Source organism: Citrobacter sp. R-1.5.2 (genome assembly GCF_035064245.1).
Taxonomy (GTDB): domain Bacteria; phylum Pseudomonadota; class Gammaproteobacteria; order Enterobacterales; family Enterobacteriaceae; genus Citrobacter.
In genome coordinates this window covers 88243-110065 of the sequence record NZ_JASEYC010000010.1, presented here as the reverse complement: position 1 = coordinate 110065, position 21823 = coordinate 88243, and the positions used below count along the sequence as shown (strand labels likewise).

Annotated in this window: 18 protein-coding genes and 2 tRNA genes; 4 read left to right on the top strand and 16 right to left on the bottom strand. The window is 51.6% G+C overall.

Annotated features, from left to right (window positions below; genetic code table 11):
* Nucleotides 1–50: 50 nt before the first annotated feature.
* From pnp to QMN38_RS17625, 8 genes are all read right to left on the bottom strand, one after another.
* Nucleotides 51–2183: a polyribonucleotide nucleotidyltransferase gene (gene pnp / locus QMN38_RS17660; protein ID WP_271440738.1), complete on the bottom strand. Its 2133-nt coding sequence runs from the start codon at nucleotides 2181–2183 to the stop codon at nucleotides 51–53.
* A gap of 248 nt (nucleotides 2184–2431) precedes the next feature.
* A complete protein-coding gene (gene rpsO / locus QMN38_RS17655; RefSeq protein ID WP_000059465.1) occupies nucleotides 2432–2701 on the bottom strand; it encodes a 30S ribosomal protein S15 in 270 nt (89 codons plus the stop codon).
* A gap of 273 nt (nucleotides 2702–2974) precedes the next feature.
* Nucleotides 2975–3919, bottom strand: coding sequence for a tRNA pseudouridine(55) synthase TruB (gene truB / locus QMN38_RS17650; protein ID WP_271449031.1), 945 nt, complete (start codon nucleotides 3917–3919; stop codon nucleotides 2975–2977).
* Nucleotides 3919–4323 (bottom strand): 30S ribosome-binding factor RbfA, encoded by a 405-nt coding sequence (gene rbfA, locus QMN38_RS17645; RefSeq protein ID WP_003024988.1) that lies wholly within the window; start codon nucleotides 4321–4323, stop codon nucleotides 3919–3921. The genes truB and rbfA overlap by 1 nt, the downstream gene beginning before the upstream one ends.
* 220 nt (nucleotides 4324–4543) lie before the next feature.
* Complete coding sequence (infB, locus tag QMN38_RS17640; protein WP_271440740.1) at nucleotides 4544–7234, bottom strand: translation initiation factor IF-2; 2691 nt, start codon at nucleotides 7232–7234, stop codon at nucleotides 4544–4546.
* Between the two features lie 24 nt (nucleotides 7235–7258).
* On the bottom strand, nucleotides 7259–8746 hold the full coding sequence (gene nusA, locus QMN38_RS17635; protein ID WP_260861734.1) for a transcription termination factor NusA: 1488 nt from the start codon (nucleotides 8744–8746) through the stop codon (nucleotides 7259–7261).
* Nucleotides 8747–8774: 28 nt separating this feature from the next.
* A complete protein-coding gene (gene rimP, locus QMN38_RS17630) occupies nucleotides 8775–9227 on the bottom strand; it encodes a ribosome maturation factor RimP (RefSeq protein ID WP_003024996.1) in 453 nt (150 codons plus the stop codon).
* A 207-nt stretch (nucleotides 9228–9434) separates the two neighbouring features.
* Nucleotides 9435–9511: transfer RNA gene (locus QMN38_RS17625), tRNA-Met, on the bottom strand.
* Nucleotides 9512–9856: 345 nt separating this feature from the next.
* Here QMN38_RS17625 and argG point away from each other — a divergent pair.
* Nucleotides 9857–11200 carry an argininosuccinate synthase gene (gene argG, locus QMN38_RS17620; RefSeq protein ID WP_323605470.1) on the top strand — a complete coding sequence of 448 codons (1344 nt, stop codon included), beginning with the start codon at nucleotides 9857–9859 and terminating at the stop codon, nucleotides 11198–11200.
* A 209-nt stretch (nucleotides 11201–11409) separates the two neighbouring features.
* On the opposite strand, the gene QMN38_RS17615 is transcribed toward argG, so the two are convergent.
* The 3 genes from QMN38_RS17615 to QMN38_RS17605 all read right to left on the bottom strand — a co-directional run bounded on the left by QMN38_RS17615 (nucleotide 11410) and on the right by QMN38_RS17605 (nucleotide 12904).
* Nucleotides 11410–11496, bottom strand: a tRNA-Leu gene (locus QMN38_RS17615).
* A gap of 13 nt (nucleotides 11497–11509) precedes the next feature.
* Nucleotides 11510–11842 (bottom strand): preprotein translocase subunit SecG, encoded by a 333-nt coding sequence (gene secG / locus QMN38_RS17610; protein ID WP_006687886.1) that lies wholly within the window; start codon nucleotides 11840–11842, stop codon nucleotides 11510–11512.
* 168 nt (nucleotides 11843–12010) lie between these two features.
* The gene (locus tag QMN38_RS17605; RefSeq protein WP_323605468.1) at nucleotides 12011–12904 is read right to left on the bottom strand and encodes a LysR family transcriptional regulator; all 894 of its coding nucleotides are present in this window, start codon (nucleotides 12902–12904) and stop codon (nucleotides 12011–12013) included.
* Nucleotides 12905–13052: 148 nt separating this feature from the next.
* Between QMN38_RS17605 and iadA the strand changes: the two genes are divergently transcribed.
* On the top strand, nucleotides 13053–14186 hold the full coding sequence (iadA, locus tag QMN38_RS17600) for a beta-aspartyl-peptidase (RefSeq protein WP_271440742.1): 1134 nt from the start codon (nucleotides 13053–13055) through the stop codon (nucleotides 14184–14186).
* 10 nt (nucleotides 14187–14196) lie between these two features.
* Nucleotides 14197–15663 carry a C4-dicarboxylate transporter DcuC gene (gene dcuC, locus QMN38_RS17595; protein WP_323605466.1) on the top strand — a complete coding sequence of 489 codons (1467 nt, stop codon included), beginning with the start codon at nucleotides 14197–14199 and terminating at the stop codon, nucleotides 15661–15663.
* A 49-nt stretch (nucleotides 15664–15712) separates the two neighbouring features.
* On the opposite strand, the gene glmM is transcribed toward dcuC, so the two are convergent.
* The 4 genes from glmM to rlmE all read right to left on the bottom strand — a co-directional run bounded on the left by glmM (nucleotide 15713) and on the right by rlmE (nucleotide 20651).
* A complete protein-coding gene (gene glmM / locus QMN38_RS17590) occupies nucleotides 15713–17050 on the bottom strand; it encodes a phosphoglucosamine mutase (protein WP_101741911.1) in 1338 nt (445 codons plus the stop codon).
* The gene (gene folP / locus QMN38_RS17585; protein ID WP_323605463.1) at nucleotides 17043–17891 is read right to left on the bottom strand and encodes a dihydropteroate synthase; all 849 of its coding nucleotides are present in this window, start codon (nucleotides 17889–17891) and stop codon (nucleotides 17043–17045) included. Before folP ends, glmM begins: the two co-directional genes overlap by 8 nt.
* Nucleotides 17892–17990: 99 nt before the next feature.
* A complete protein-coding gene (ftsH, locus tag QMN38_RS17580; RefSeq protein WP_271449027.1) occupies nucleotides 17991–19922 on the bottom strand; it encodes an ATP-dependent zinc metalloprotease FtsH in 1932 nt (643 codons plus the stop codon).
* Nucleotides 19923–20021: 99 nt separating this feature from the next.
* Entirely contained in the window at nucleotides 20022–20651 is a 630-nt protein-coding gene (gene rlmE, locus QMN38_RS17575) for a 23S rRNA (uridine(2552)-2'-O)-methyltransferase RlmE (protein WP_137382431.1), read from the bottom strand.
* A gap of 125 nt (nucleotides 20652–20776) precedes the next feature.
* On the opposite strand from rlmE, the gene yhbY reads away from it, so the two are divergent.
* Nucleotides 20777–21070: a ribosome assembly RNA-binding protein YhbY gene (gene yhbY / locus QMN38_RS17570; RefSeq protein WP_003025016.1), complete on the top strand. Its 294-nt coding sequence runs from the start codon at nucleotides 20777–20779 to the stop codon at nucleotides 21068–21070.
* A gap of 213 nt (nucleotides 21071–21283) precedes the next feature.
* Here yhbY and greA read toward each other — a convergent pair whose 3' ends face one another.
* Nucleotides 21284–21760, bottom strand: a complete 477-nt coding sequence (gene greA, locus QMN38_RS17565) for a transcription elongation factor GreA (protein WP_003025019.1) — start codon at nucleotides 21758–21760, stop codon at nucleotides 21284–21286.
* Between the last annotated feature and the right edge of the window lie 63 nt (nucleotides 21761–21823).

The window sequence follows — 21823 nt, the reverse complement described above, 5'->3', positions numbered from 1 at the left end:
CATCCTGCCGGGTTAAAGGCCCTCCGCTCTCACGGAGGGCAATGGCAACCTTACTCGCCCTGGCTTGCCGGAGCTTCCGGTTCGCCTGCAGGCTGAGACTGCTCAGTTGCTTCTTTAATGCTCAGACGTACACGGCCCTGGCGATCAACTTCCAGAACTTTGACCGGTACTTCCTGGCCCATCTGCAGGTAATCAGTCACTTTCTCAACGCGCTTGTCAGCGATCTGAGAGATGTGCACCAGACCTTCTTTACCGCCACCGATGGCAACGAATGCGCCAAAGTCAACGATACGGGTCACTTTACCGTTGTAGATACGACCTACTTCGATTTCAGCGGTGATTTCTTCGATGCGACGAATAGCGTATTTCGCTTTCTCGCCGTCAGTCGCAGCAATCTTCACAGTACCATCATCTTCGATTTCAATGGTGGTGCCGGTTTCTTCGGTCAGGGCACGGATAACAGAACCGCCTTTACCGATAACGTCTTTGATCTTGTCCGGGCTGATCTTAATGGTATGGATACGCGGAGCAAATTCAGAGATATCGCCGCGCGGCGCGTTGATCGCCTGTTCCATCACACCCAGGATGTGCAGACGTGCACCTTTAGCCTGGTTCAAAGCGACCTGCATGATCTCTTTGGTGATACCTTCAATTTTGATATCCATCTGCAGTGCAGAAATACCGTCGCGGGAACCCGCCACTTTGAAGTCCATATCGCCGAGGTGGTCTTCGTCGCCCAGGATGTCAGACAGAACAACAAAGTTGTCGCCTTCCTTCACCAGACCCATCGCGATACCCGCAACGGCTGCTTTGATCGGCACGCCTGCGTCCATCAGCGCCAGGGAAGCACCACATACGGAAGCCATGGAAGAAGAACCGTTAGATTCAGTAATTTCAGAAACGACACGAACGGTGTACGGGAATTTATCCAGTTCCGGCATCACTGCCAGTACGCCACGCTTCGCCAGACGACCGTGACCAATTTCACGACGCTTCGGAGAACCGACCATACCGGTTTCACCAACACAGTACGGAGGGAAGTTGTAGTGGAACAGGAAATTGTCGGTACGCTCGCCCATCAGTTCGTCGAGGTTCTGCGCATCACGGGTAGTACCCAGCGTTGCGGTAACCAGCGCCTGAGTTTCACCACGGGTGAACAGTGCGGAACCGTGAGTACGCGGCAGCACGCCAGTACGCACGTCCAGACCACGGATCATGTCTTTTTCGCGGCCATCGATACGCGGCTCGCCGGCCAGTACGCGGCTACGAACAACGTTTTTCTCGATAGCGTGCAGGATTTCACCCAGCTCGTTAGCGTCCAGGGTTTCATCTTCTGCTGTAAGCTGCGCGATGGTTTCAGATTTGATCACGTCAACCTGAGCATAACGCTCTTGTTTGTCAGTGATACGGTAAGCATCGCTCAGGCGCGCTTCTGCCAGTGCAGCAACGCGCGCGTTCAGCGCTTCGTTAACCGCTTCTGGCTGCCAGTCCCAACGTGGTTTGCCCGCTTCTTTAGCCAGCTCGTTGATGGCCTGGATAACAACCTGCTGCTGTTCGTGACCGAACACCACAGCACCCAGCATCTGGTCTTCACTCAGCAGTTCAGCTTCAGATTCAACCATCAGTACGGCAGCTTCGGTACCGGCAACAACCAGATCCAGTTTACTTTCTTTCAGCTCGTCCTGAGTCGGGTTCAGTACATACTGGTCATTGATATAACCAACACGCGCAGCACCGATCGGGCCGTTGAACGGAATACCAGACAGAGACAGCGCAGCGGATGCACCAATCATCGCCACGATATCCGGGTTAACCTGTGGGTTAACGGAAACGACGGTTGCGATAACCTGAACTTCGTTAACGAAGCCTTCCGGGAACAGCGGACGAACCGGGCGGTCAATCAGACGCGCGATCAGGGTTTCGCCTTCGCTTGGACGGCCTTCACGACGGAAGAAGCTACCTGGGATACGACCAGCAGCGTAGGTACGCTCCTGATAGTTAACGGTCAGCGGGAAAAAGTCCTGGCCTGGTTTCGCTTTTTTCTGGCCAACAACGGTAACGAATACCGCAGTGTCATCCATGCTAACCATAACAGCGGCAGTCGCCTGACGCGCCATCATGCCGGTTTCCAGCGTAACGGTATGCTGACCGTACTGGAATTTACGAACGATCGGATTAAGCAAAATAATATCCTTTCTCTATTTTTTTGACGGCACATTTATGCGCCATCGTTAATACCCGATCTTCTGCGCATCCTCGCGACTAATGACAACCCTAACCCATGCGTATTGGGTAAAGCCTCTCATTAGCCGCGCGAACCTCTGCAACGGAAGATCATTCATAGCAACAATACATTAGTTTCCAGCGAATTGCTGCCATCTGCTGGAAAAAAGGGGCCATGAAGGCCCCCTCTTTCTGAAACTCGAAAGAATTAGCGACGCAGACCCAGACGCTCGATCAGCGCGGTGTAGCGTGCAACATCTTTACGTTTCAGGTAGTCGAGCAGTTTACGACGCTGAGAAACCATGCGCAGCAGACCACGACGGCTGTGGTGATCTTTTTTGTGCTCTGCAAAGTGGCCCTGCAGGTGGTTAATCTGTGCAGTCAACAGAGCAACCTGAACATCGGTAGAACCGGTGTCGTTTGCATCACGACCGAACTCAGAAACGATTTTAGCTGTAGCTTCAGTACTTAGAGACATTTTAAAACTCCAAAGTATTAAGAATGAAAGGATGCCGATCTCTAATTCAGCAATCCCAGTGTATACACTTTATCTTTCAAACTGACTCTGCGTTGGCTGCGTCCGCTCACCTCAGTCACCTACCTAAGTAAGCCCCTGAGGATTCCCAGACTTGCCGCCTTGATGCAGCTCAAATGATTTTGTGTATACGCCGCGCGAACTGTTAAATAATTAACGCGACGTTAAGCGGCAGTATTCTACTCGCAGCGCCTTCTTATCGCAAGACAGAGAGCGCTATGCAGGATATTCAACCACCAGTCGACGGGGGGCAACCCGACCTTCGTCATCCATTTCCCCCATGCCGATAAATTTACTGTCATCGCCTTCTGTCACACGCACCAGCCCTTCCAGTGGAGTGCCTGTCGTACGAACCGGATTACCATTTTTAAAGTAAACCGACGATGTTAAAGGCAGATTAACCACCGGATAATCCGATGCCGGACTGTCCATTGGCATCAGCAATGGATCAAGCAACTGCGCTGACGGAATGTTCTGTTGTTCAGCTTGTTCTACCAGCTCACGCAAATGTTCCAGCGTGACCATACGGTCAACCGGGTATTTGCTGACCGTCAGACGGCGCAGATACGTTACGTGTGCACCGCATCCCAGCTTCTCACCCAGATCGTCAATAATAGTACGAATATAGGTGCCTTTGGAGCAGTGAACTTCCAGCTCCAGTTCATTCCCTTCGTGGCGAATAAACAGCAGTTCATAAACGGTAATTGGGCGCGCTTCACGCGGCACCTCGATGCCTTGACGAGCATATTCGTACAGCTTCTTGCCCTGATATTTCAGCGCCGAGTACATCGATGGAATTTGCTCGATATCCCCGCGGAAAGTTTCCAGCGCGCTCGCAAGCTGTTCCTCCGTAAAGGTCACCGGACGTTCCTGCACGATTTGTCCATCAGCATCAGAGGTATCCGTACGCTGACCCAGGCGGGCAATCACACGATAACGCTTGTCGGAATCCAGCAAATACTGTGAAAACTTAGTCGCTTCACCGAGGCAGATAGGCAGCATGCCTGTCGCCAGCGGATCCAACGCGCCAGTATGACCGGCACGGTTGGCATTGTAGATGCGCTTTACTTTTTGCAGTACGTCATTGCTGGACATGCCCTGAGGTTTGTCCAGCAGCAAAACACCATGAATGTCGCGACCACGACGACGAGGACGACTCATCAATCCTCCTTGCTGTCGTCCGCTGGGTTCACACGACGTTCATCGTCATGCTTCACCACGCTGGTCACCAGGTTGGACATGCGCATTCCTTCGACCAGTGAGTTGTCGTAGAAGAAGGTCAGCTCAGGCACGATACGCAGGCGCATCGCTTTCCCCAGAAGAGAGCGGATGAAGCCAGAAGCTTCCTGCAGTGCCTTAATACCATTTTTAACGGCCGCTTCGTCCTGGTCGTTCAGGAACGTCACGAATACTTTGGCATAGGCCAGGTCACGGGACATCTCAACGCCCGATACGGTGGTCATCATACCAACACGCGGGTCTTTGATTTCGCGTTGCAGGATCAGTGCGATTTCTTTCTGCATCTCCTGCGCTACACGCTGCGGGCGACCAAATTCTTTCGCCATAATAAATTCTCCAGAATAAAGACAAAAAAGGGGCCATAAGCCCCTTTTTAAATTTCTTGCCGGGTGGCGCTTCGCTTACCCGGCCTACGCCTAATCATCTTCTACGTATTTTGAGTTGCAACAAGGCGGCAAGCTCGTAAATCCCCGGGAGCATAGATAACTATGTGACCGGGGTGAGCGAGCGCAGCCAACGCCGTTGCGGCCCAAAAGACGACGAAGATTATGCGATGGTACGTTTGATCTCGATAATCTCGAACACTTCGATCATATCGCCAACGCGAACGTCGTTGTAGTTCTTAACGCCGATACCACATTCCATGCCATTACGGACTTCGTTGACGTCATCTTTGAAGCGGCGCAGGGATTCCAGCTCACCTTCATAGATAACTACGTTGTCGCGCAGAACGCGGATTGGGTTGTGACGCTTAATCGTACCTTCGGTAACCATACAGCCTGCGATGGCACCGAATTTCGGTGATTTGAACACATCACGAACTTCAGCCAGACCGATGATCTGCTGTTTCAGTTCCGGAGACAGCATGCCGCTCATCGCCGCTTTCACTTCGTCGATCAGATGGTAGATGACGGAGTAGTAACGCAGATCCAGGCTTTCAGATTCGATCACTTTACGTGCAGAAGCATCAGCACGGACGTTGAAGCCAACCAGAATTGCGTTGGATGCCGCAGCCAGCGTCGCGTCGGTTTCGGTGATACCACCCACGCCAGAACCGATGATCTTCACTTTGACTTCGTCGGTAGACAGTTTCAGTAAAGAGTCGGAGATCGCTTCTACAGAACCCTGAACGTCAGCCTTCAGTACGATGTTCACTTCGTGAACTTCGCCTTCGGTCATGTTAGCGAACATGTTCTCGAGTTTAGATTTCTGCTGACGGGCCAGTTTAACTTCACGGAATTTGCCCTGACGATACAGCGCAACTTCACGTGCTTTCTTCTCGTCACGAACGACGGTCACTTCATCACCTGCAGCCGGAACACCGGACAGACCGAGGATTTCCACCGGAATGGACGGACCTGCTTCCAGCACTTCCTGGCCCAGTTCGTTACGCATCGCACGAACGCGACCGTATTCGAAGCCACACAGTACGATATCGCCTTTGTTCAGGGTACCCTCGCGAACCAGGACAGTAGCAACCGGACCACGTCCTTTATCCAGGAAGGATTCGATAACCGCACCGCTCGCCATACCTTTACGTACTGCTTTCAGTTCCAGTACTTCGGCCTGCAGCAGGATAGCATCCAGCAGCTCGTCGATACCGGTACCGGCTTTTGCAGAAACGTGAACGAACTGGCTCTCGCCGCCCCACTCTTCCGGCATGATGCCATACTGGGACAGTTCATTTTTAACGCGATCTGGGTCTGCTTCTGGTTTATCGATCTTGTTCACTGCAACCACTACTGGCACACCTGCCGCTTTCGCGTGCTGGATAGCTTCGATGGTCTGCGGCATCACGCCGTCGTCTGCAGCAACAACCAGAACAACGATATCCGTTGCCTGAGCACCACGAGCACGCATAGAGGTAAATGCGGCGTGCCCCGGGGTATCCAGGAAGGTGATCATACCGTTACCTGTTTCAACGTGATACGCACCGATGTGCTGAGTAATGCCGCCTGCTTCGCCTGAGGCCACTTTCGTAGAACGAATGTAATCCAGCAAAGACGTTTTACCGTGGTCAACGTGACCCATGATGGTCACTACCGGTGCACGCGGTTCAGCCGCCGCACCAGTGTCACGGTCGCTCATTACCGCTTCTTCCAGTTCGTTTTCACGACGCAGGATAACTTTGTGGCCCATCTCTTCGGCAACCAGCTGTGCAGTTTCCTGGTCGATAACCTGGTTGATGGTCGCCATGGCACCCAGTTTCATCATCGCTTTGATGACCTGAGAACCTTTAACTGCCATCTTGTTCGCCAGATCGCCAACGGTGATGGTTTCGCCGATCACAACGTCACGGTTAACGGCCTGAGCCGGCTTCTGGAAGCCCTGCTGCAGCGCGGAACCTTTACGCTGTTTACCGCCTTTGCCGCCACGAACCGCTGCACGCGCTTCTTCACGGTCAGCTTTAGATTCGGCGTGTTTATTGCCTTTCTTCGCCGGACGCGCAGCTTTCGCACTGCGAGTACGACCACGACCGCCTTCAACTTCACGATCGTTTTCGTCTTCTGCCTGGCGAGCGTGTTGAGAGGTGGTGACGTGATAATCGCTGGTATCTTCAACAGGTTCAGCGTTATTCACACCATTCTTCTCGTTTTCTTCTGCCATACGACGGGCTTCTTCAGCCACACGGCGCGCTTCTTCTTCAAGCTTGCGACGTGCTTCTTCTTCCGCTTTACGCTTCAGTTCTGCGGCTTCGTTTTCACGGCGGGCTTTTTCGGCCTGGGCGGTTTTTGTCATATCGTCGGTCTGTTGATTGCTCACTTTGTCTTTTTCCGCAGCTTCACGTTTCGCTTTATCAGCGGCTTCACGTTTAGCTTGTTCTGCGGCCTCACGTTCGGCTTTTTGTTGCGCCTCGCGTTTGGCAGCTTCTTCTGCCTCACGACGGGCTTGCTCTTCCGCTTCACGCTGCGCCTGCTCTTCCGCGGCAAGGCGTTCAGCCTCTTGCGGATCGCGTTTCACAAAGGTGCGTGTCTTGCGGACTTCGATTTGTACCGATTTACTTTTTCCACCGGTACCTGGAATATTGAGAGTACTGCGCGTTTTACGCTGCAATGTCAACTTATCCGGCGCTGAGCCATTTTCACGGTTCAGGTGCGCCAGTAAGGTTTGTTTCTCTTGTGCGGACACAGAGTCATCAGCAGACTTCGGGATACCTGCATCAGCAAATTGCTGTACCAGGCGCTCCACGGAAGTCTGTATCTCTGCAGCCAGCGTTTTTACGGTTACATCTGTCATACTGTTCCTTCCTGCTACAGTTTATTACGCTTCGTCGCCGAACCAGCAAATATTACGGGCAGCCATAATCAGCTCACCGGCTTTCTCGTCGGTCAACCCTTCGATATCAGCCAGATCATCAATGCCCTGTTCAGCGAGATCTTCCAGCGTACAAACACCACGGGCAGCCAGTTTGAAGGCCATATCACGATCCAATCCTTCCAGATTCAGCAGATCGTCAGCCGGTTTGTTATCACCGAGGCTTTCTTCCTGGGCCAGTGCCAGAGTGGTCAGTGCGTTTTTAGCACGCTCGCGCAGCGCTTCAACGGTCTGTTCATCAAGGCCGTCAATTTCCAGCAGTTCTTTCATTGGCACGTAGGCCAGTTCTTCCAGCGTCGCAAAACCTTCTTCAACCAAAACAGTCGCGAAATCTTCATCGATATCGAGATATTTGGTGAAGGTATCGATGGCCGCATGTGCTTCAGCCTGATGCTTAGCCTGCAGATCATCAACGGTCATGACGTTGAGTTCCCAACCGCTCAGTTGTGAAGCCAGGCGGACGTTCTGACCATTACGTCCAATCGCCTGAGCCAGGTTACCGGCTTCAACCGCAATATCCATGGTGTGTTTGTCTTCATCCACCACGATAGAAGCGACGTCTGCTGGCGCCATTGCGTTGATCACGAACTGCGCCGGGTTATCATCCCACAGGACAATATCAATACGCTCGCCGCCCAGTTCGGTAGAAACTGCCTGAACACGCGCACCGCGCATACCAACACAGGCACCGACCGGATCGATACGCTTGTCGTTGGTCTTAACGGCGATTTTCGCACGAGAACCCGGATCACGAGCCGCCGCTTTAATTTCAATCACTTCTTCGCCAATTTCTGGCACTTCAATGCGGAACAGTTCGATCAGCATTTCCGGCTTGGAACGCGTCACAAACAGCTGCGCACCACGTGCTTCCGGGCGCACAGAGTACAGAACACCACGAATACGGTCGCCAGGGCGGAAGTTTTCACGCGGCAGCATGTCTTCACGCAGGATCACAGCTTCAGCATTGCTGCCCAGATCCAGGGAAATGTTGTCACGGTTGACTTTCTTCACCACGCCAGTGACGATTTCGCCTTCGTGTTCACGGAATTGATCGACAACCATCGCACGTTCAGCTTCACGTACTTTCTGTACGATAACCTGTTTCGCGGTCTGAGTAGTGATACGGTCAAAGGTGACAGATTCGATCTGATCTTCAACGTATTCACCAACGTTCAGACTTTCGTCTTCAAAGCGCGCTGCTTCCAGCGTAATTTCTTTAGTTGGCTGAGTGACTTCTTCTACGATAACCCAACGACGGAAGGTATCGAAATCACCGCTTTTACGATCGATCTCTACGCGGACATCGATCTCTTGTTCATATTTTTTCTTTGTTGCTGTAGCCAGCGCACTTTCCAGCGCTTCAAAAATTTTCTCGCGTGGCAGCGCTTTCTCGTTGGATACGGCTTCAACAACAGCCAAAATTTCTTTGTTCATCGCGGGCTTTTCACCTCAATCCAGACTGTTAAAAGTGGGGAACCAGGTTCGCCTTCTGGATATTACTCAGCGCGAACACTTCATCTTTACCTTCGACTGTGACCGTGATCATCTCACCGTCCACCGCTTTGATAACGCCCTGCCATTTACGACGGTTTTGTACCGCCATACGAAGAACCAGCGTGACTTCTTCACCCAGGAAACGCACGTAGTGTTCAGCCGTGAACAGAGGACGGTCGAGACCCGGAGAGGAGACTTCCAGGTTGTAGGCAACAGTGATTGGGTCTTCGACATCCATCACCGCGCTTACCTGATGGCTCACATCAGCACAATCATCAACATTGATGCCATCTTCACTATCAATATAGATGCGCAGTGTGGATGTGCGACCGCGAATAAATTCGATGCCGACCAGCTCGTACCCCAAGGCTTCAACTGGCGCTGTAATCATCTCTGTTAATTTTTGCTCTAATGTGGACAAGCCCACCCCCAAGACATAAAAAAAGGGCCTAAAGCCCAGTTATTCTGTAGTCAGATAACAAAAAACCCCGATAAATCGGGGCTTTAGATAACTGAACCCTATAACCGCACCTGCGGTTCGGAGAACCTTCCGAAAGAATTTTTTTCAAATCCAGCTACGAAGGCCTAAGTCTTCACAGTATATTTGAAAAAGAACTCTAAGGGAAAGTGGTTGCGGGGGCCGGATTTGAACCGACGACCTTCGGGTTATGAGCCCGACGAGCTACCAGGCTGCTCCACCCCGCGCCTGAAACGTGGCAAATTTTACTCGTTTTGGGTAAAAAATGCAAATACTGCTGGGATTTGGTACCGAGGACGGGACGTAAAATCTGCGCACAGTATATTGATCCTCTATACGTTATGTCAACCTTGTTACTACTATGCAAATGAATGAATGCAAACCAGCACAAATACAACGGAAGACAAGAGAGATAAATCCGCCATCCACAGCGTTATTTAACGAAATTATCACTAAACTCTTCCTGTCATCCTTAAAAGATGATTAAATGAAAACTCATTTATTTTGCATAAAAATGCAATTAACATAAAAAGCCGACCTCTTCACCAGTCTATCAAGCAGGGTTTTATTTTATGACGACGATTCTCAAGCATCTCCCGGTAGGTCAACGTATTGGTATCGCTTTTTCCGGCGGCCTGGACACCAGTGCAGCACTGCTGTGGATGCGACAAAAAGGGGCTGTCCCATATGCATATACTGCGAATTTGGGTCAGCCGGATGAGGATGACTATGACGCGATTCCTCGCCGTGCAATGGAATATGGTGCTGAGAATGCTCGCCTGGTTGATTGCCGCAAGCAGTTGGTTGCCGAAGGGATCGCCGCTATTCAGTGTGGTGCGTTCCACAACACCACCGGCGGACTGACCTATTTCAATACCACCCCACTGGGCCGCGCAGTGACAGGCACTATGCTGGTTGCCGCCATGAAAGAAGATGGCGTAAACATTTGGGGTGACGGTAGTACCTATAAAGGTAACGATATTGAACGTTTCTATCGCTATGGCCTGTTAACCAACGCCGAATTGCAGATTTACAAACCCTGGCTGGATACCGATTTTATCGACGAACTCGGTGGTCGCCATGAGATGTCCGAATTTATGATCGCCTGCGGCTTCGACTACAAGATGTCTGTCGAAAAGGCGTATTCCACTGACTCCAATATGCTCGGCGCGACTCACGAAGCAAAAGATCTGGAATTCCTGAACTCCAGCGTCAAAATCGTTAACCCGATTATGGGCGTTAAGTTCTGGGATGAGAGCGTGAAGATCCCGGCTGAAGAAGTGACCGTACGCTTTGAACAAGGCCATCCGGTTGCGCTGAACGGTAAGACCTTCAGTGACGATGTTGAAATGATGCTGGAAGCCAACCGTATCGGCGGTCGTCATGGTCTGGGTATGAGTGACCAGATTGAAAACCGTATCATTGAAGCAAAAAGCCGCGGTATCTATGAAGCTCCGGGGATGGCACTGCTGCACATCGCTTACGAACGTCTACTGACCGGTATTCATAATGAAGACACCATTGAGCAATATCACGCTCACGGTCGCCAGCTCGGTCGTCTGCTGTATCAGGGCCGCTGGTTCGACTCACAGGCGCTGATGCTGCGTGATGGTCTGCAACGTTGGGTAGCCAGCCAGATTACCGGCGAAGTCACGCTGGAGCTGCGTCGCGGTAACGACTATTCAATCCTTAACACCGTGTCTGACAACCTGACCTACAAACCAGAACGTTTGACCATGGAGAAAGGTGATTCCGTATTCTCGCCAGACGATCGTATCGGTCAGCTGACCATGCGTAACCTGGATATTACCGATACTCGTGAGAAGCTGTTCGGCTATGCGCAGTCTGGTCTGCTGACAGCCTCTTCCGCAACAGGTCTGCCGCAGGTTGAGAATCTGGAAAGCAAGACGAAGTAAATATTCACCATCTTAAGGCCGCGAAAGCGGTCTTTTTTATGCGCAGAATATAGGGATGCTCTGTTGTCCCCGTAGGTCGGATAAGGTGTTTACACCGCCATCCGACATTATTACATCGCCTGATGGCACTACGCTTATCAGGCCTACGGAGCAGCCACAAATAACAGACGAAAAAAAAGACGCTTTGCAGCGTCTTTTCTTTGGAATATTGGTACTGAGGATGGGACTCGAACCCACAAGCCCGTTAGGGCACTACCACCTCAAGGTAGCGTGTCTACCAATTCCACCACCTCAGCACAGATACAACTATTAATGTGGGATATCGCTGGTCGGCTGAGCCGGAGCAGCTGGCTGAGTTTGCTCGGTTTTCGCCGGTGCACTCAGATTTTCCCACTCACTTCCTTTATTGGTCTTATTGCTGTTCATGTTACCCAGCACCAGACTGATAATGAAGAACAGAGTCCCTAACACAGCTGTCATACGGGTCATGAAGTTACCAGAACCACTTGAACCAAACAGTGTACCAGAAGCGCCTGCGCCAAAAGAGGCTCCCATATCAGCGCCTTTACCTTGCTGCAGCATGATCAAGCCAACAAGGCCAATTGCTACAATAAGGAAAACTACCAAAAGAGCTTCGTGCATAATCAACCTGTTCCTTGCGGAGTTGCCGCGTACCAATGCTTCGACCAATAAAGCGGGAATTTCAACTGTTTCCCACTGAAGCGGGTGTGAATACTAACCAAAGCGAATAACCTTCGCAAGGGCAATTTGTTAGCATTGTATCAAGTGCGGAAAAAATCGCCACATCAATCAAAAACGCAGCAACTTATCCCAGCATCGCTGCATTACTGACCGCTGATCGTCAAGGTTTGCCCAAACAACAATAGGGATTTCACAAATCAGATCCGAATTTTCTGGCCAACAGTGAATGATTTCCTGATTCACCAACTCCTCAGCCACCATTGATTCGGGTAACCATGCCATTCCCATATGGCGCAGTACCATTTCTCGTATTGTTTCGCTTAGCCCAGTCTCAAATACTTTTTTCAACCGTGGGCGCACTCGTTGTTCTGCCGGATCAATAATACGTCTGACAAAGGTGTAGTCGCTGTAGCATAGCCAGGGGAGCGGGGTATGCGGATCATCCAGTCTGTCCGCGAGTTGCGCAGAAATCACCGGGATAAAACGCTCATATCGCCATAAAGAACGCTTCAGCCCTCCGGCAATCTCCAGCCCCGGTTGTGAAGAGGGTAAATCGTACGTCACCAGCATATCAATTTGCCGGTTTATCAGGGCATTAAAGTGATTATCAATCCCCTGAATGCTGGCATTTACCGTGAAGTTTAATTGCGGTTCACTCTGGCGCAGATAGTTGATCATATCAGGCAGGATATTGACTGACAGCGTATGCAGACTCACCATCACCAACGTATTATCCGTCACTGGCATCATCGCACACAGGTCATGGCGCGCCTCCGTGAGTGTGCTGAGGACTTGCCGGGCATAAGGTTCAAAACGTTCGCCATAACAGGTTAGCGTAACGGGCGTCGTGGTGCGGTCAAACAACGGGACCCCCAACATCTCTTCCAGCGCCTTTATACGTCGGCTTAACGCGGGCTGGGTGATATGCCGCTGTATCGCTGCCTGAGAGTAATTCCCATACTGACTCAACGCCAGAAAATCTTCTAACCACTTCGAATCCACGTCTCATTCCCCATCATGCCATAACCGTATCCACCGATAACAAATCGGCAATAGTCACAGTTATAGTAATGGCTTTAATGTGGACATCATAACAACAATATTCCGTTTCACCTGCCGACTCTCACCCTCGACGTTTGACAGGACCGATATGTTTACTTTACTGACCAATGCCCGCGTATTTTCCCCAGAGGATTTAGGCCTCTGTTCCCTGCTCATACATGCCGATCGCATTGTGGCTGTTGAAAAAGATATTGCACTCTTTGATGGCGTCAAAGAAGTCATCGATTGCCGCGGTAAGTGGGTAATTCCCGGAATTATCGATCAGCATGTCCATCTTACCGGCGGCGGCGGTGAAGCCGGCTTTGCCAGCCGGACGCCAGCCGTCAAACTGCGCGATCTGATTCAGGCTGGTATTACGACGGTCGTCGGCGTGCTGGGCACTGATGCGATATCCCGCTCCCCGAAAGATCTGTACGCCAAAATGCAGTCTCTCAACCTGGAGGGCCTGCGTGCGTATATGCATACCGGAGCCTACGCGGTACCCAGCCCGACAATTACACAATCTATTCGCGATGATATGGCATTTATCCCGGCAATCCTGGGTGTCAAAATCGCGCTCGCCGATCACCGTGGCTCCTACCCCTCTTTCCAGGAGTTATTAAGAATAATCAGTGACATCCGCGTATCCTCACTTCTGGCCGGAAAAAAAGGGCTGCTGCACGTACACCTGGGCAATCTACCGGAAGGGATGTCACAGCTGATGGAACTGTGTGATGCCGGTATTCCGATTCACCACATTTCGCCGACGCATGTCGCGAGGACAGAAGCATTGTTCGAACAGGCTATCGCTTTCGCACATCGCGGTGGCCATATCGACGTAACGTCTGGCGGCAGCCGATTTATGCCCCAGGAACAAGCGATTCTCCACGCACTGGAATCACAGGTTCCTGCCGATCGTATCACCATTAGCTCTGATGGTAATGGCAGCGTGCCGCGCTTTAATGCGCAAGGCATCGTGGAAGGACTAAGCGCCGCGCCGGTAGCCGGCAACCTCAACCTGTTGCCTCGCCTGATTGATGTCGGTATTCCGGTATCTCAGGCGATCGCGATGTTGACGGCGAACGTCGCACGCTCGCTGGGTATTTCCGGCGGCGTACTTTGCGCAGGAGAACGTGCTGATATTTGCGTGCTCAATGACGACCTCTCACTGGCCCACTTGTTTGCCGCCGGAAAACCGTTGCTGCGTGATGGTGAGTGTCTGGTCACCGGCAACTTTGAGTGAGGAGTTGAGAATGTCATTATTACTGGCGCTGGTCGCCATTATTTTTGCCGGGCGTCTGATCCTGAAAAAGTATCACCCTCAGTCGGTGTTGCTCTTAACCGGGATCGTACTCCTGCTTATCGCGCATTTTAGCGGGATGGCTACTCTCAGTAGCCTGGTAAAAAAAAGCACCGGATTTGGTCCCTTTGACGCCTTTGAGTTTATTCGCGATACCCTGAGCGTACGTCTTGGCGGTCTTGGACTACAAATCATGCTGATAGGTGGCTTTGCCACCTATATGTCGGCTATTGGCGCAAGTCAGGTGCTGGTGCGCGTCACATCCCGCCCCCTGCAACGTCTGAACTCCCCTTATCTACTGCTCGGGCTGGCCCTGCTGCTGGGCCAATTTCTGTCGCTGTTTATCAGTAGCGCCACCGGACTGGGTCTGCTTTTGATGGCAACACTTTACCCCCTGCTGACCCGTCTTGGCTGCAGCCGCGCCGCCGTCGCTGCGGTTATCGCCAGTACCTGTGCCGTTGAATTTGGCCCGGGATCCGGGAACTCGGTTCTCGCCGCCAAAACGGCAGGTATCGAGGTAGTTAACTATTTTGTTCAGGATCAGTTACCGATTGTCGTTCCGGTTATTCTTTTCATCGCTCTGCTTCATATCGTTGTACAACGCTTTTTCGATCGCCGGGAGAATGGTGACAATGCCGCGCAGCAAATGCAGACATTAACCTCAACCGAAGAAGCCGAAGCGCCGGTTGCCTGGCTGTTCCTGCCAATGTTACCGCTGGTTTTAATGTTGGCGTGCAGTGATTTGCTGTTCAGCTCACTCAAAATTACGCTGGATACCGCCGTACTGATAAGCCTGGCCATTACTCTGATATGCGAATATTGCCGCCATCGTAAAGCTCGCGAAGTGATGGCTGGCGTACAAAAAGTTTTCGACAGTATGGGCAGTGTGTTTGCCACGGTAGTCACGCTGATTATCGCCGGTGAAGTTTTCTCCGCCGGTCTGAAAGCGATTGGCGCGGTTGATGCGCTGCTGTCACTCTCAGGAGAATTTGGCCTCAGCGCAGCGTCTATAATCTTGCTGATGACGCTAATCACCTTTGCGATTTCAGCGTTAATGGGCTCTGGGAATGCAGCATTTTTCTCCTTCGCCCCGATGGTGCCGGATATCAGCCGCCATATTGGCAGCGACGTGGCGGTTATGATGCTGCCGATTCAGATCTCAGCGGGCATTGGACGGACGTTGTCGCCTATTGCCGGCGTAATTATCGCCATCGCCGGGATCGCAGGTGTATCACCGGTGGATATCGTTAAACGCACCGTAATTCCGATGCTGGGAGGATGGTTGCTGATGATTGCACTGACATTCGCCCGATCCGGGCACTTGTTGGCGGTTCTCCCGTGGCTGGCCGTCCTCGTCCTATTGATGATCAGTGGCTACTTCTGGCAGCGCCGACGTAAACAACCGCTTGCAGTACAGTAAAAAAAAGCCGGAGTCTCTCAGACTCCGGCTTTTGCACTTATGGATAGGGTTAAACGGCTTTCACTGCATCCGCAATGCGGTGCGCAAACTCCGTAACCTGTGCTTCGTCTTCACCTTCAACCATCACACGGATTAATGGCTCTGTGCCCGACTTACGCAGCAGTACGCGTCCACGGTTACCCAGTGCCGCTTCAACCTCTGCCATCACCGCTTTCACGCTTTCATGTTCCAGCGGATCGCCACTGCCTGCGGTGTAACGTACGTTAACCAGCAGTTGCGGGAACATTTTCATGCCGCTGCACAGATCGTGCAAACTCATATGGTTACGCACCATCGCTGCCAATACCTGCAGACCCGCCACAATACCGTCGCCCGTGGTCGTTTTATCCAGCAGGATCACATGACCTGAGTTTTCCGCACCAATACGCCAGCCTTTTTCCTGCATTTTTTCCAGCACATAACGGTCGCCTACTTTCGCACGGGCAAACGGAATGCCCAGTTGTTTCAGCGCCAGCTCCAGTCCCATGTTGCTCATCAGAGTACCCACCGCGCCACCGCGCAGTTGCCCCTGGCGCAGCGCTTCACGAGCGATGATGTACATGATCTGGTCGCCGTCGACTTTATTACCTTCGTGATCAACCATAATGACGCGGTCGCCGTCACCGTCCAGCGCAATCCCCAAATCGGCTTTTTCCGCGATGACGCGCGCCTGCAGCGCACGAACATCGGTCGCGCCGACTTCTTCATTGATGTTTACACCGTTTGGCTCACAGCCAATCGCAATGACGTTAGCACCCAGCTCGCGCAGTACATTTGGCGCAATGTGGTACGTTGCACCGTTAGCGCAGTCCACCACAATTTTAAGCTCGTTCAGGCTCAGTTCATTCGGGAATGTGCCTTTGCAGAACTCAATATAGCGCCCGGCAGCATCGACAATACGACTGGCTTTACCCAGCTCAGCCGAATCCACGCAGGTGATTGCTTTTTCCATCTCCGCTTCAATGGCTTCTTCAACTGCATCCGGCAGTTTGGTTCCGTCGATGGAGAAGAATTTAATCCCGTTGTCATAAAATGGGTTGTGCGAAGCGGAGATAACAATCCCGGCTTCAGCACGGAAAGCACGCGTCAGATAAGCGACGGCAGGTGTTGGCATGGGGCCTGTGAAAGAAGCTGACAACCCCGCGGCAGCCAGGCCCGCTTCCAGCGCAGATTCCAGCATATAGCCGGAAATACGTGTATCTTTACCGATAATGATTTTACGTGAACCATGACGTGCCAGCACTTTTCCTGCCGCCCAACCCAGCTTGAGCACAAAGTCAGGGGTGATTGGAGCGTCGCCTACACGACCACGAATCCCATCGGTGCCAAAATATTTACGATTACTCATAGCGTTTGTTTTCCTTTGCAGACAATGTGGCTTCCACCACACGCATCGCTTCTACGGTTTCTTTGACGTCATGGACACGAATAATCTGCGCCCCCTGCATTGCGGCAATGACCGCGCATGCAAGGCTGCCGCTCAAACGCTCAGATGGACCCACATTGAGCAATTGGCCAACCATTGATTTTCGTGACATCCCTACCAGCAGCGGCAGATTAAAATGATGAAATTCCGCCAGACGTGCCAGCAATGTGTAGTTGTGAGTAAGATTTTTACCGAATCCGAATCCTGGGTCGAGTATCAATTTATCTTTTGTGATTCCGGCCCGTTCACAACGTGCTATTTGCTCAACAAAGTAACGATTTACCTCAGCAAACACATCCTCATACTTCGGCGCTTCCTGCATAGTTTTCGGCTGTCCCTGCATGTGCATCAGGCAAACCGGTAATCCAGTTTCAGCCGCAGCTTCCAGCGCGCCCGGCTCCGAGAGCGAACGTATATCGTTAATGATATGCGCCCCTACTCTGGCGCACTCACGAATGACCTCTGGTTTTGAGGTATCGACGGAAATCCATACTTCAAAACGTTGAGCAATTGCCTCAACAACCGGGATTACACGCTGCAGTTCTTCTTCCACGCTAACATCCGCCGCTCCCGGTCGCGTAGACTCACCACCCACATCAATGATAGTCGCCCCTGCGTTAATCATCAGATTTGCGTGTTTTACCGCCTCAACCAGGGAGTTGTGCGCTCCACCATCAGAAAAAGAGTCTGGTGTGACGTTTAAAATCCCCATGACGTGGGGATGGCTGAGATCCAGCGAAGATCCCTGAGCAAAGAGTTTCATAGTGTTATCCCTGGTAAAATCGTGAGTAAGCAGATAAGAAAAACCCCGGAGCAAGCCCCAGGGTTTTCAATTAAAACATGGTCATCAGATGACGATAACTTATTTGTCGCCTAACTGCTCTGACATGTTGCCCGGGTTCGGCGTACGCGGCTCTTCAGCCGGACGCGGAGCACTCGGGGTGCCATTGTTGCCAGAGTTGTTAGATGAACCAGACTCTTCCCAACCCGCTGGCGGACGTACATCGCGGCGAGCCATCAGATCATCAATCTGCGGTGCATCGATGGTCTCATATTTCATGAGCGCATCTTTCATCGAGTGCAGAATGTCCAGGTTGTCGTTCAACAGACGGCGAGCACGGTCATAGTTGCGTTCAATCAGCAATTTCACTTCCTGATCAATAATACGCGCGGTTTCATCGGACATATGTTTAGCTTTCGCCACAGAACGACCGAGGAACACTTCACCTTCTTCTTCCGCGTACAGCAACGGCCCCAGTTTGTCAGAGAAGCCCCACTGAGTGACCATGTTACGCGCCAGGTTCGTCGCGACTTTAATGTCGTTGGACGCACCGGTAGAAACATGTTCAGCACCGTAGATGATCTCTTCTGCCAGACGACCGCCGTACAGCGTGGAGATCTGACTTTCCAGTTTCTGACGACTGGCGCTAATTGCGTCGCCTTCAGGCAGGAAGAAGGTGACACCCAGCGCACGACCGCGCGGAATAATCGTCACTTTGTGCACCGGATCGTGCTCCGGTACCAGGCGACCGATAATCGCGTGGCCAGCTTCGTGGTACGCGGTGGATTCTTTCTGCGCTTCCGTCATCACCATGGAGCGACGTTCCGCACCCATCATGATTTTGTCTTTCGCTTTCTCGAACTCAACCATCGATACAACACGCTTGTTGCCACGCGCTGCAAACAGTGCCGCTTCGTTCACCAGGTTCGCCAGGTCCGCACCGGAGAAACCAGGCGTACCACGAGCAATGATTGCCGCATCGATATCCGGAGACAGCGGTACGCGACGCATATGCACTTTCAGAATCTGTTCACGACCGCGAACGTCCGGCAGACCAACAACAACCTGACGGTCAAAACGGCCTGGACGCAGCAGCGCAGGGTCAAGAACGTCAGGACGGTTAGTTGCCGCGATAACGATAATACCTTCGTTACCTTCGAAGCCGTCCATCTCAACCAGCATCTGGTTCAGCGTCTGTTCACGTTCATCGTGACCGCCACCCAGACCAGCGCCACGCTGGCGACCTACGGCGTCGATTTCATCGATGAAGATGATGCACGGTGCCGCTTTCTTGGCTTGTTCGAACATGTCACGCACACGAGATGCGCCCACACCGACGAACATTTCCACGAAATCAGAACCGGAAATTGTGAAGAATGGAACCTTCGCTTCACCTGCGATAGCTTTTGCCAGCAGGGTTTTACCTGTACCCGGAGGACCAACCATCAGGACGCCTTTCGGGATCTTACCGCCCAGTTTCTGGAAACGGCTCGGTTCGCGCAGGTATTCAACCAGTTCAGCGACCTCTTCTTTCGCTTCGTCACAACCCGCGACATCAGCAAAAGTGGTTTTGATCTGATCTTCGGTCAACATGCGCGCTTTGCTCTTACCGAACGACATGGCACCTTTGCCACCACCGCCCTGCATTTGACGCATAAAGAAGATCCAGACACCAATCAGCAGCAGCATTGGGAACCAGGAAATGAAGATAGAAGCCAGCAGGCTCGGCTCTTCAGGCGGCTCGCCAACAACCTTGACGTTTTTGGTCAGCAGGTTATCAAGCAGCTTCGGATCGTTAACCGGAATGTAGGTCGTGTAACGGTTACTATCTTTCTTGGTAACGTTAATCTCACGTCCGTTGATACGCGCTTCACGAACCTGGTCCTGATTGACCTCTTGCAGGAAGGTAGAGTAATCAACCTTACGGCCATTAGACTCGCTGGGCCCAAAGCTCTGGAATACTGACATCAGCACAACGGCAATGACCAGCCAGAGTATTAGGTTTTTCGCCATGTCACTCAAGGGATTAACCTCATATTACAACTGTGTTAAAAACAGCGTCAGGATACTCTATATCCAGTGTCTTTCAAACTTTCGTTTGAAATCTACCGGTTATGGTTTACGCCCGGTCGCTACAATGTACACTTCACGCGAACGGGCGCGAGAAGAGTCCGGCTTACGAACTTTGACCTTCGTAAACAGGGAGCGAATGTCTCTTAGATACTCATCGAAGCCTTCGCCCTGGAACACCTTCACTACAAAACTACCACCTGGTGCTAATACATCACGAGCCATTCCAAGTGCCAGTTCAACCAGATACATGGCCCGGGGAATATCCACCGCCGGTGTTCCACACATATTTGGCGCCATATCAGACATGACAACTTGTACTTTACTGTCACCTACACGCTCAAGTAACGCTTTCAGGACTAATTCATCACGAAAGTCGCCCTGAAGGAAGTCCACACCAACGATTGGATCCATAGGTAAAAGATCGCAAGCGATAATGCGGCCGCTGTTTCCGATCTGCGTAACCGCATATTGCGACCAGCCACCGGGTGCAGCGCCGAGGTCAACAATCGTCATCCCCGGTTTAAAAATTTTGTCACTTTGCTGTATTTCATCAAGTTTAAACCAGGCGCGGGAACGTAACCCCTTTTTCTGTGCCTGTTGAACATATTTATCGCTAAAGTGTTCCTGAAGCCAGCGACTCGAGCTGGCAGAACGCTTTTTACCTGTCATTTCACTTTCCCATCGGGCAGTTCATCGTAACCAATGGTGTAAATATCTACACAGCTATTTGGCGATATATGGGAGATGGCGGTAGAATGACCCGTTTTCAATCCCAACGTAAGCAAAAATATACGATGAATCTGAGTACTAAACAAAAACAGCACCTGAAAGGTCTGGCACATCCGCTCAAGCCTGTAGTTATGCTTGGCAATAATGGTTTGACCGAAGGGGTACTGGCCGAGATTGAACAAGCGTTAGAGCACCATGAGCTTATCAAGGTGAAAATCGCCTCGGAAGATCGCGATACTAAAACCTTGATCGTGGAAGCTATCGTACGCGAAACCGGCGCCTGTAATGTACAGGTCATCGGCAAAACGCTGGTACTGTATCGCCCGACTAAAGAACGTAAAATCTCGCTGCCACGCTAAGAATATCCCAAAGTTGAACACGAAGTTTGTGTAAAACGCGGGAATTTCCGCTAGCAGGAGAGCAAAATGCCACGCTCTCTTCGTTGATAAAAGGCCGCTATGCGGCCTTTTTCCTTTCTTTACAATACATCAACATCTTACAGATACACTAAATAATTCGAGCACAGCCAACGCGTATGCAACGTGAACCAGGATGTGTGTATTGGGAAATTCTTACAGGTATTCGACCTTCGTCACTTCATACTCAACTTCACCGCCCGGCGTTTTGATAACCACCACGTCATCCTGCTCTTTACCAATCAGGCCACGAGCAATAGGTGAGTTCACCGAAATCAGGTTTTGTTTAAAATCGGCCTCATCATCGCCCACAATGCGCCAGGTCTGCTCTTCATCGTTATCAAGATTCAGAACGGTAACCGTCGCACCGAACACAACGCGGCCGTTATTTGGCATTTTAGTGACGTCAATAACCTGCGCGTTAGACAGTTTGGCTTCAATATCTTTAATGCGACCTTCGCAGAATCCCTGCTGTTCACGAGCCGCGTGATACTCCGCGTTCTCTTTCAGGTCACCGTGTTCACGCGCTTCCGCGATCGCGGCAATAATTTCAGGGCGACGCACAGATTTGAGAAAATCCAGTTCTTCGCGCAGTTTTTCAGCACCGCGTAAGGTCATCGGGATAGCTTGCATTTGTTATACCTCTTGAACATTCCTGTAGGGGGTGGTTGTCCTCACCCCGGCTGCTAAGCCCAC

Coding starts and splice junctions, on each gene's coding strand:
- rpsO (WP_000059465.1), bottom strand. CDS start 2,701: ATGTCTCTAAGTACTGAAGCTACAGCTAAAATCGTTTCTGAGTTCGGT.
- truB (WP_271449031.1), bottom strand. CDS start 3,919: ATGAGTCGTCCTCGTCGTCGTGGTCGCGACATTCATGGTGTTTTGCTG.
- rbfA (WP_003024988.1), bottom strand. CDS start 4,323: ATGGCGAAAGAATTTGGTCGCCCGCAGCGTGTAGCGCAGGAGATGCAG.
- infB (WP_271440740.1), bottom strand. CDS start 7,234: ATGACAGATGTAACCGTAAAAACGCTGGCTGCAGAGATACAGACTTCC.
- nusA (WP_260861734.1), bottom strand. CDS start 8,746: ATGAACAAAGAAATTTTGGCTGTTGTTGAAGCCGTATCCAACGAGAAA.
- argG (WP_323605470.1), top strand. CDS start 9,857: ATGACGACGATTCTCAAGCATCTCCCGGTAGGTCAACGTATTGGTATC.
- secG (WP_006687886.1), bottom strand. CDS start 11,842: ATGCACGAAGCTCTTTTGGTAGTTTTCCTTATTGTAGCAATTGGCCTT.
- iadA (WP_271440742.1), top strand. CDS start 13,053: ATGTTTACTTTACTGACCAATGCCCGCGTATTTTCCCCAGAGGATTTA.
- dcuC (WP_323605466.1), top strand. CDS start 14,197: ATGTCATTATTACTGGCGCTGGTCGCCATTATTTTTGCCGGGCGTCTG.
- glmM (WP_101741911.1), bottom strand. CDS start 17,050: ATGAGTAATCGTAAATATTTTGGCACCGATGGGATTCGTGGTCGTGTA.
- folP (WP_323605463.1), bottom strand. CDS start 17,891: ATGAAACTCTTTGCTCAGGGATCTTCGCTGGATCTCAGCCATCCCCAC.
- ftsH (WP_271449027.1), bottom strand. CDS start 19,922: ATGGCGAAAAACCTAATACTCTGGCTGGTCATTGCCGTTGTGCTGATG.
- rlmE (WP_137382431.1), bottom strand. CDS start 20,651: ATGACAGGTAAAAAGCGTTCTGCCAGCTCGAGTCGCTGGCTTCAGGAA.
- yhbY (WP_003025016.1), top strand. CDS start 20,777: ATGAATCTGAGTACTAAACAAAAACAGCACCTGAAAGGTCTGGCACAT.
- greA (WP_003025019.1), bottom strand. CDS start 21,760: ATGCAAGCTATCCCGATGACCTTACGCGGTGCTGAAAAACTGCGCGAA.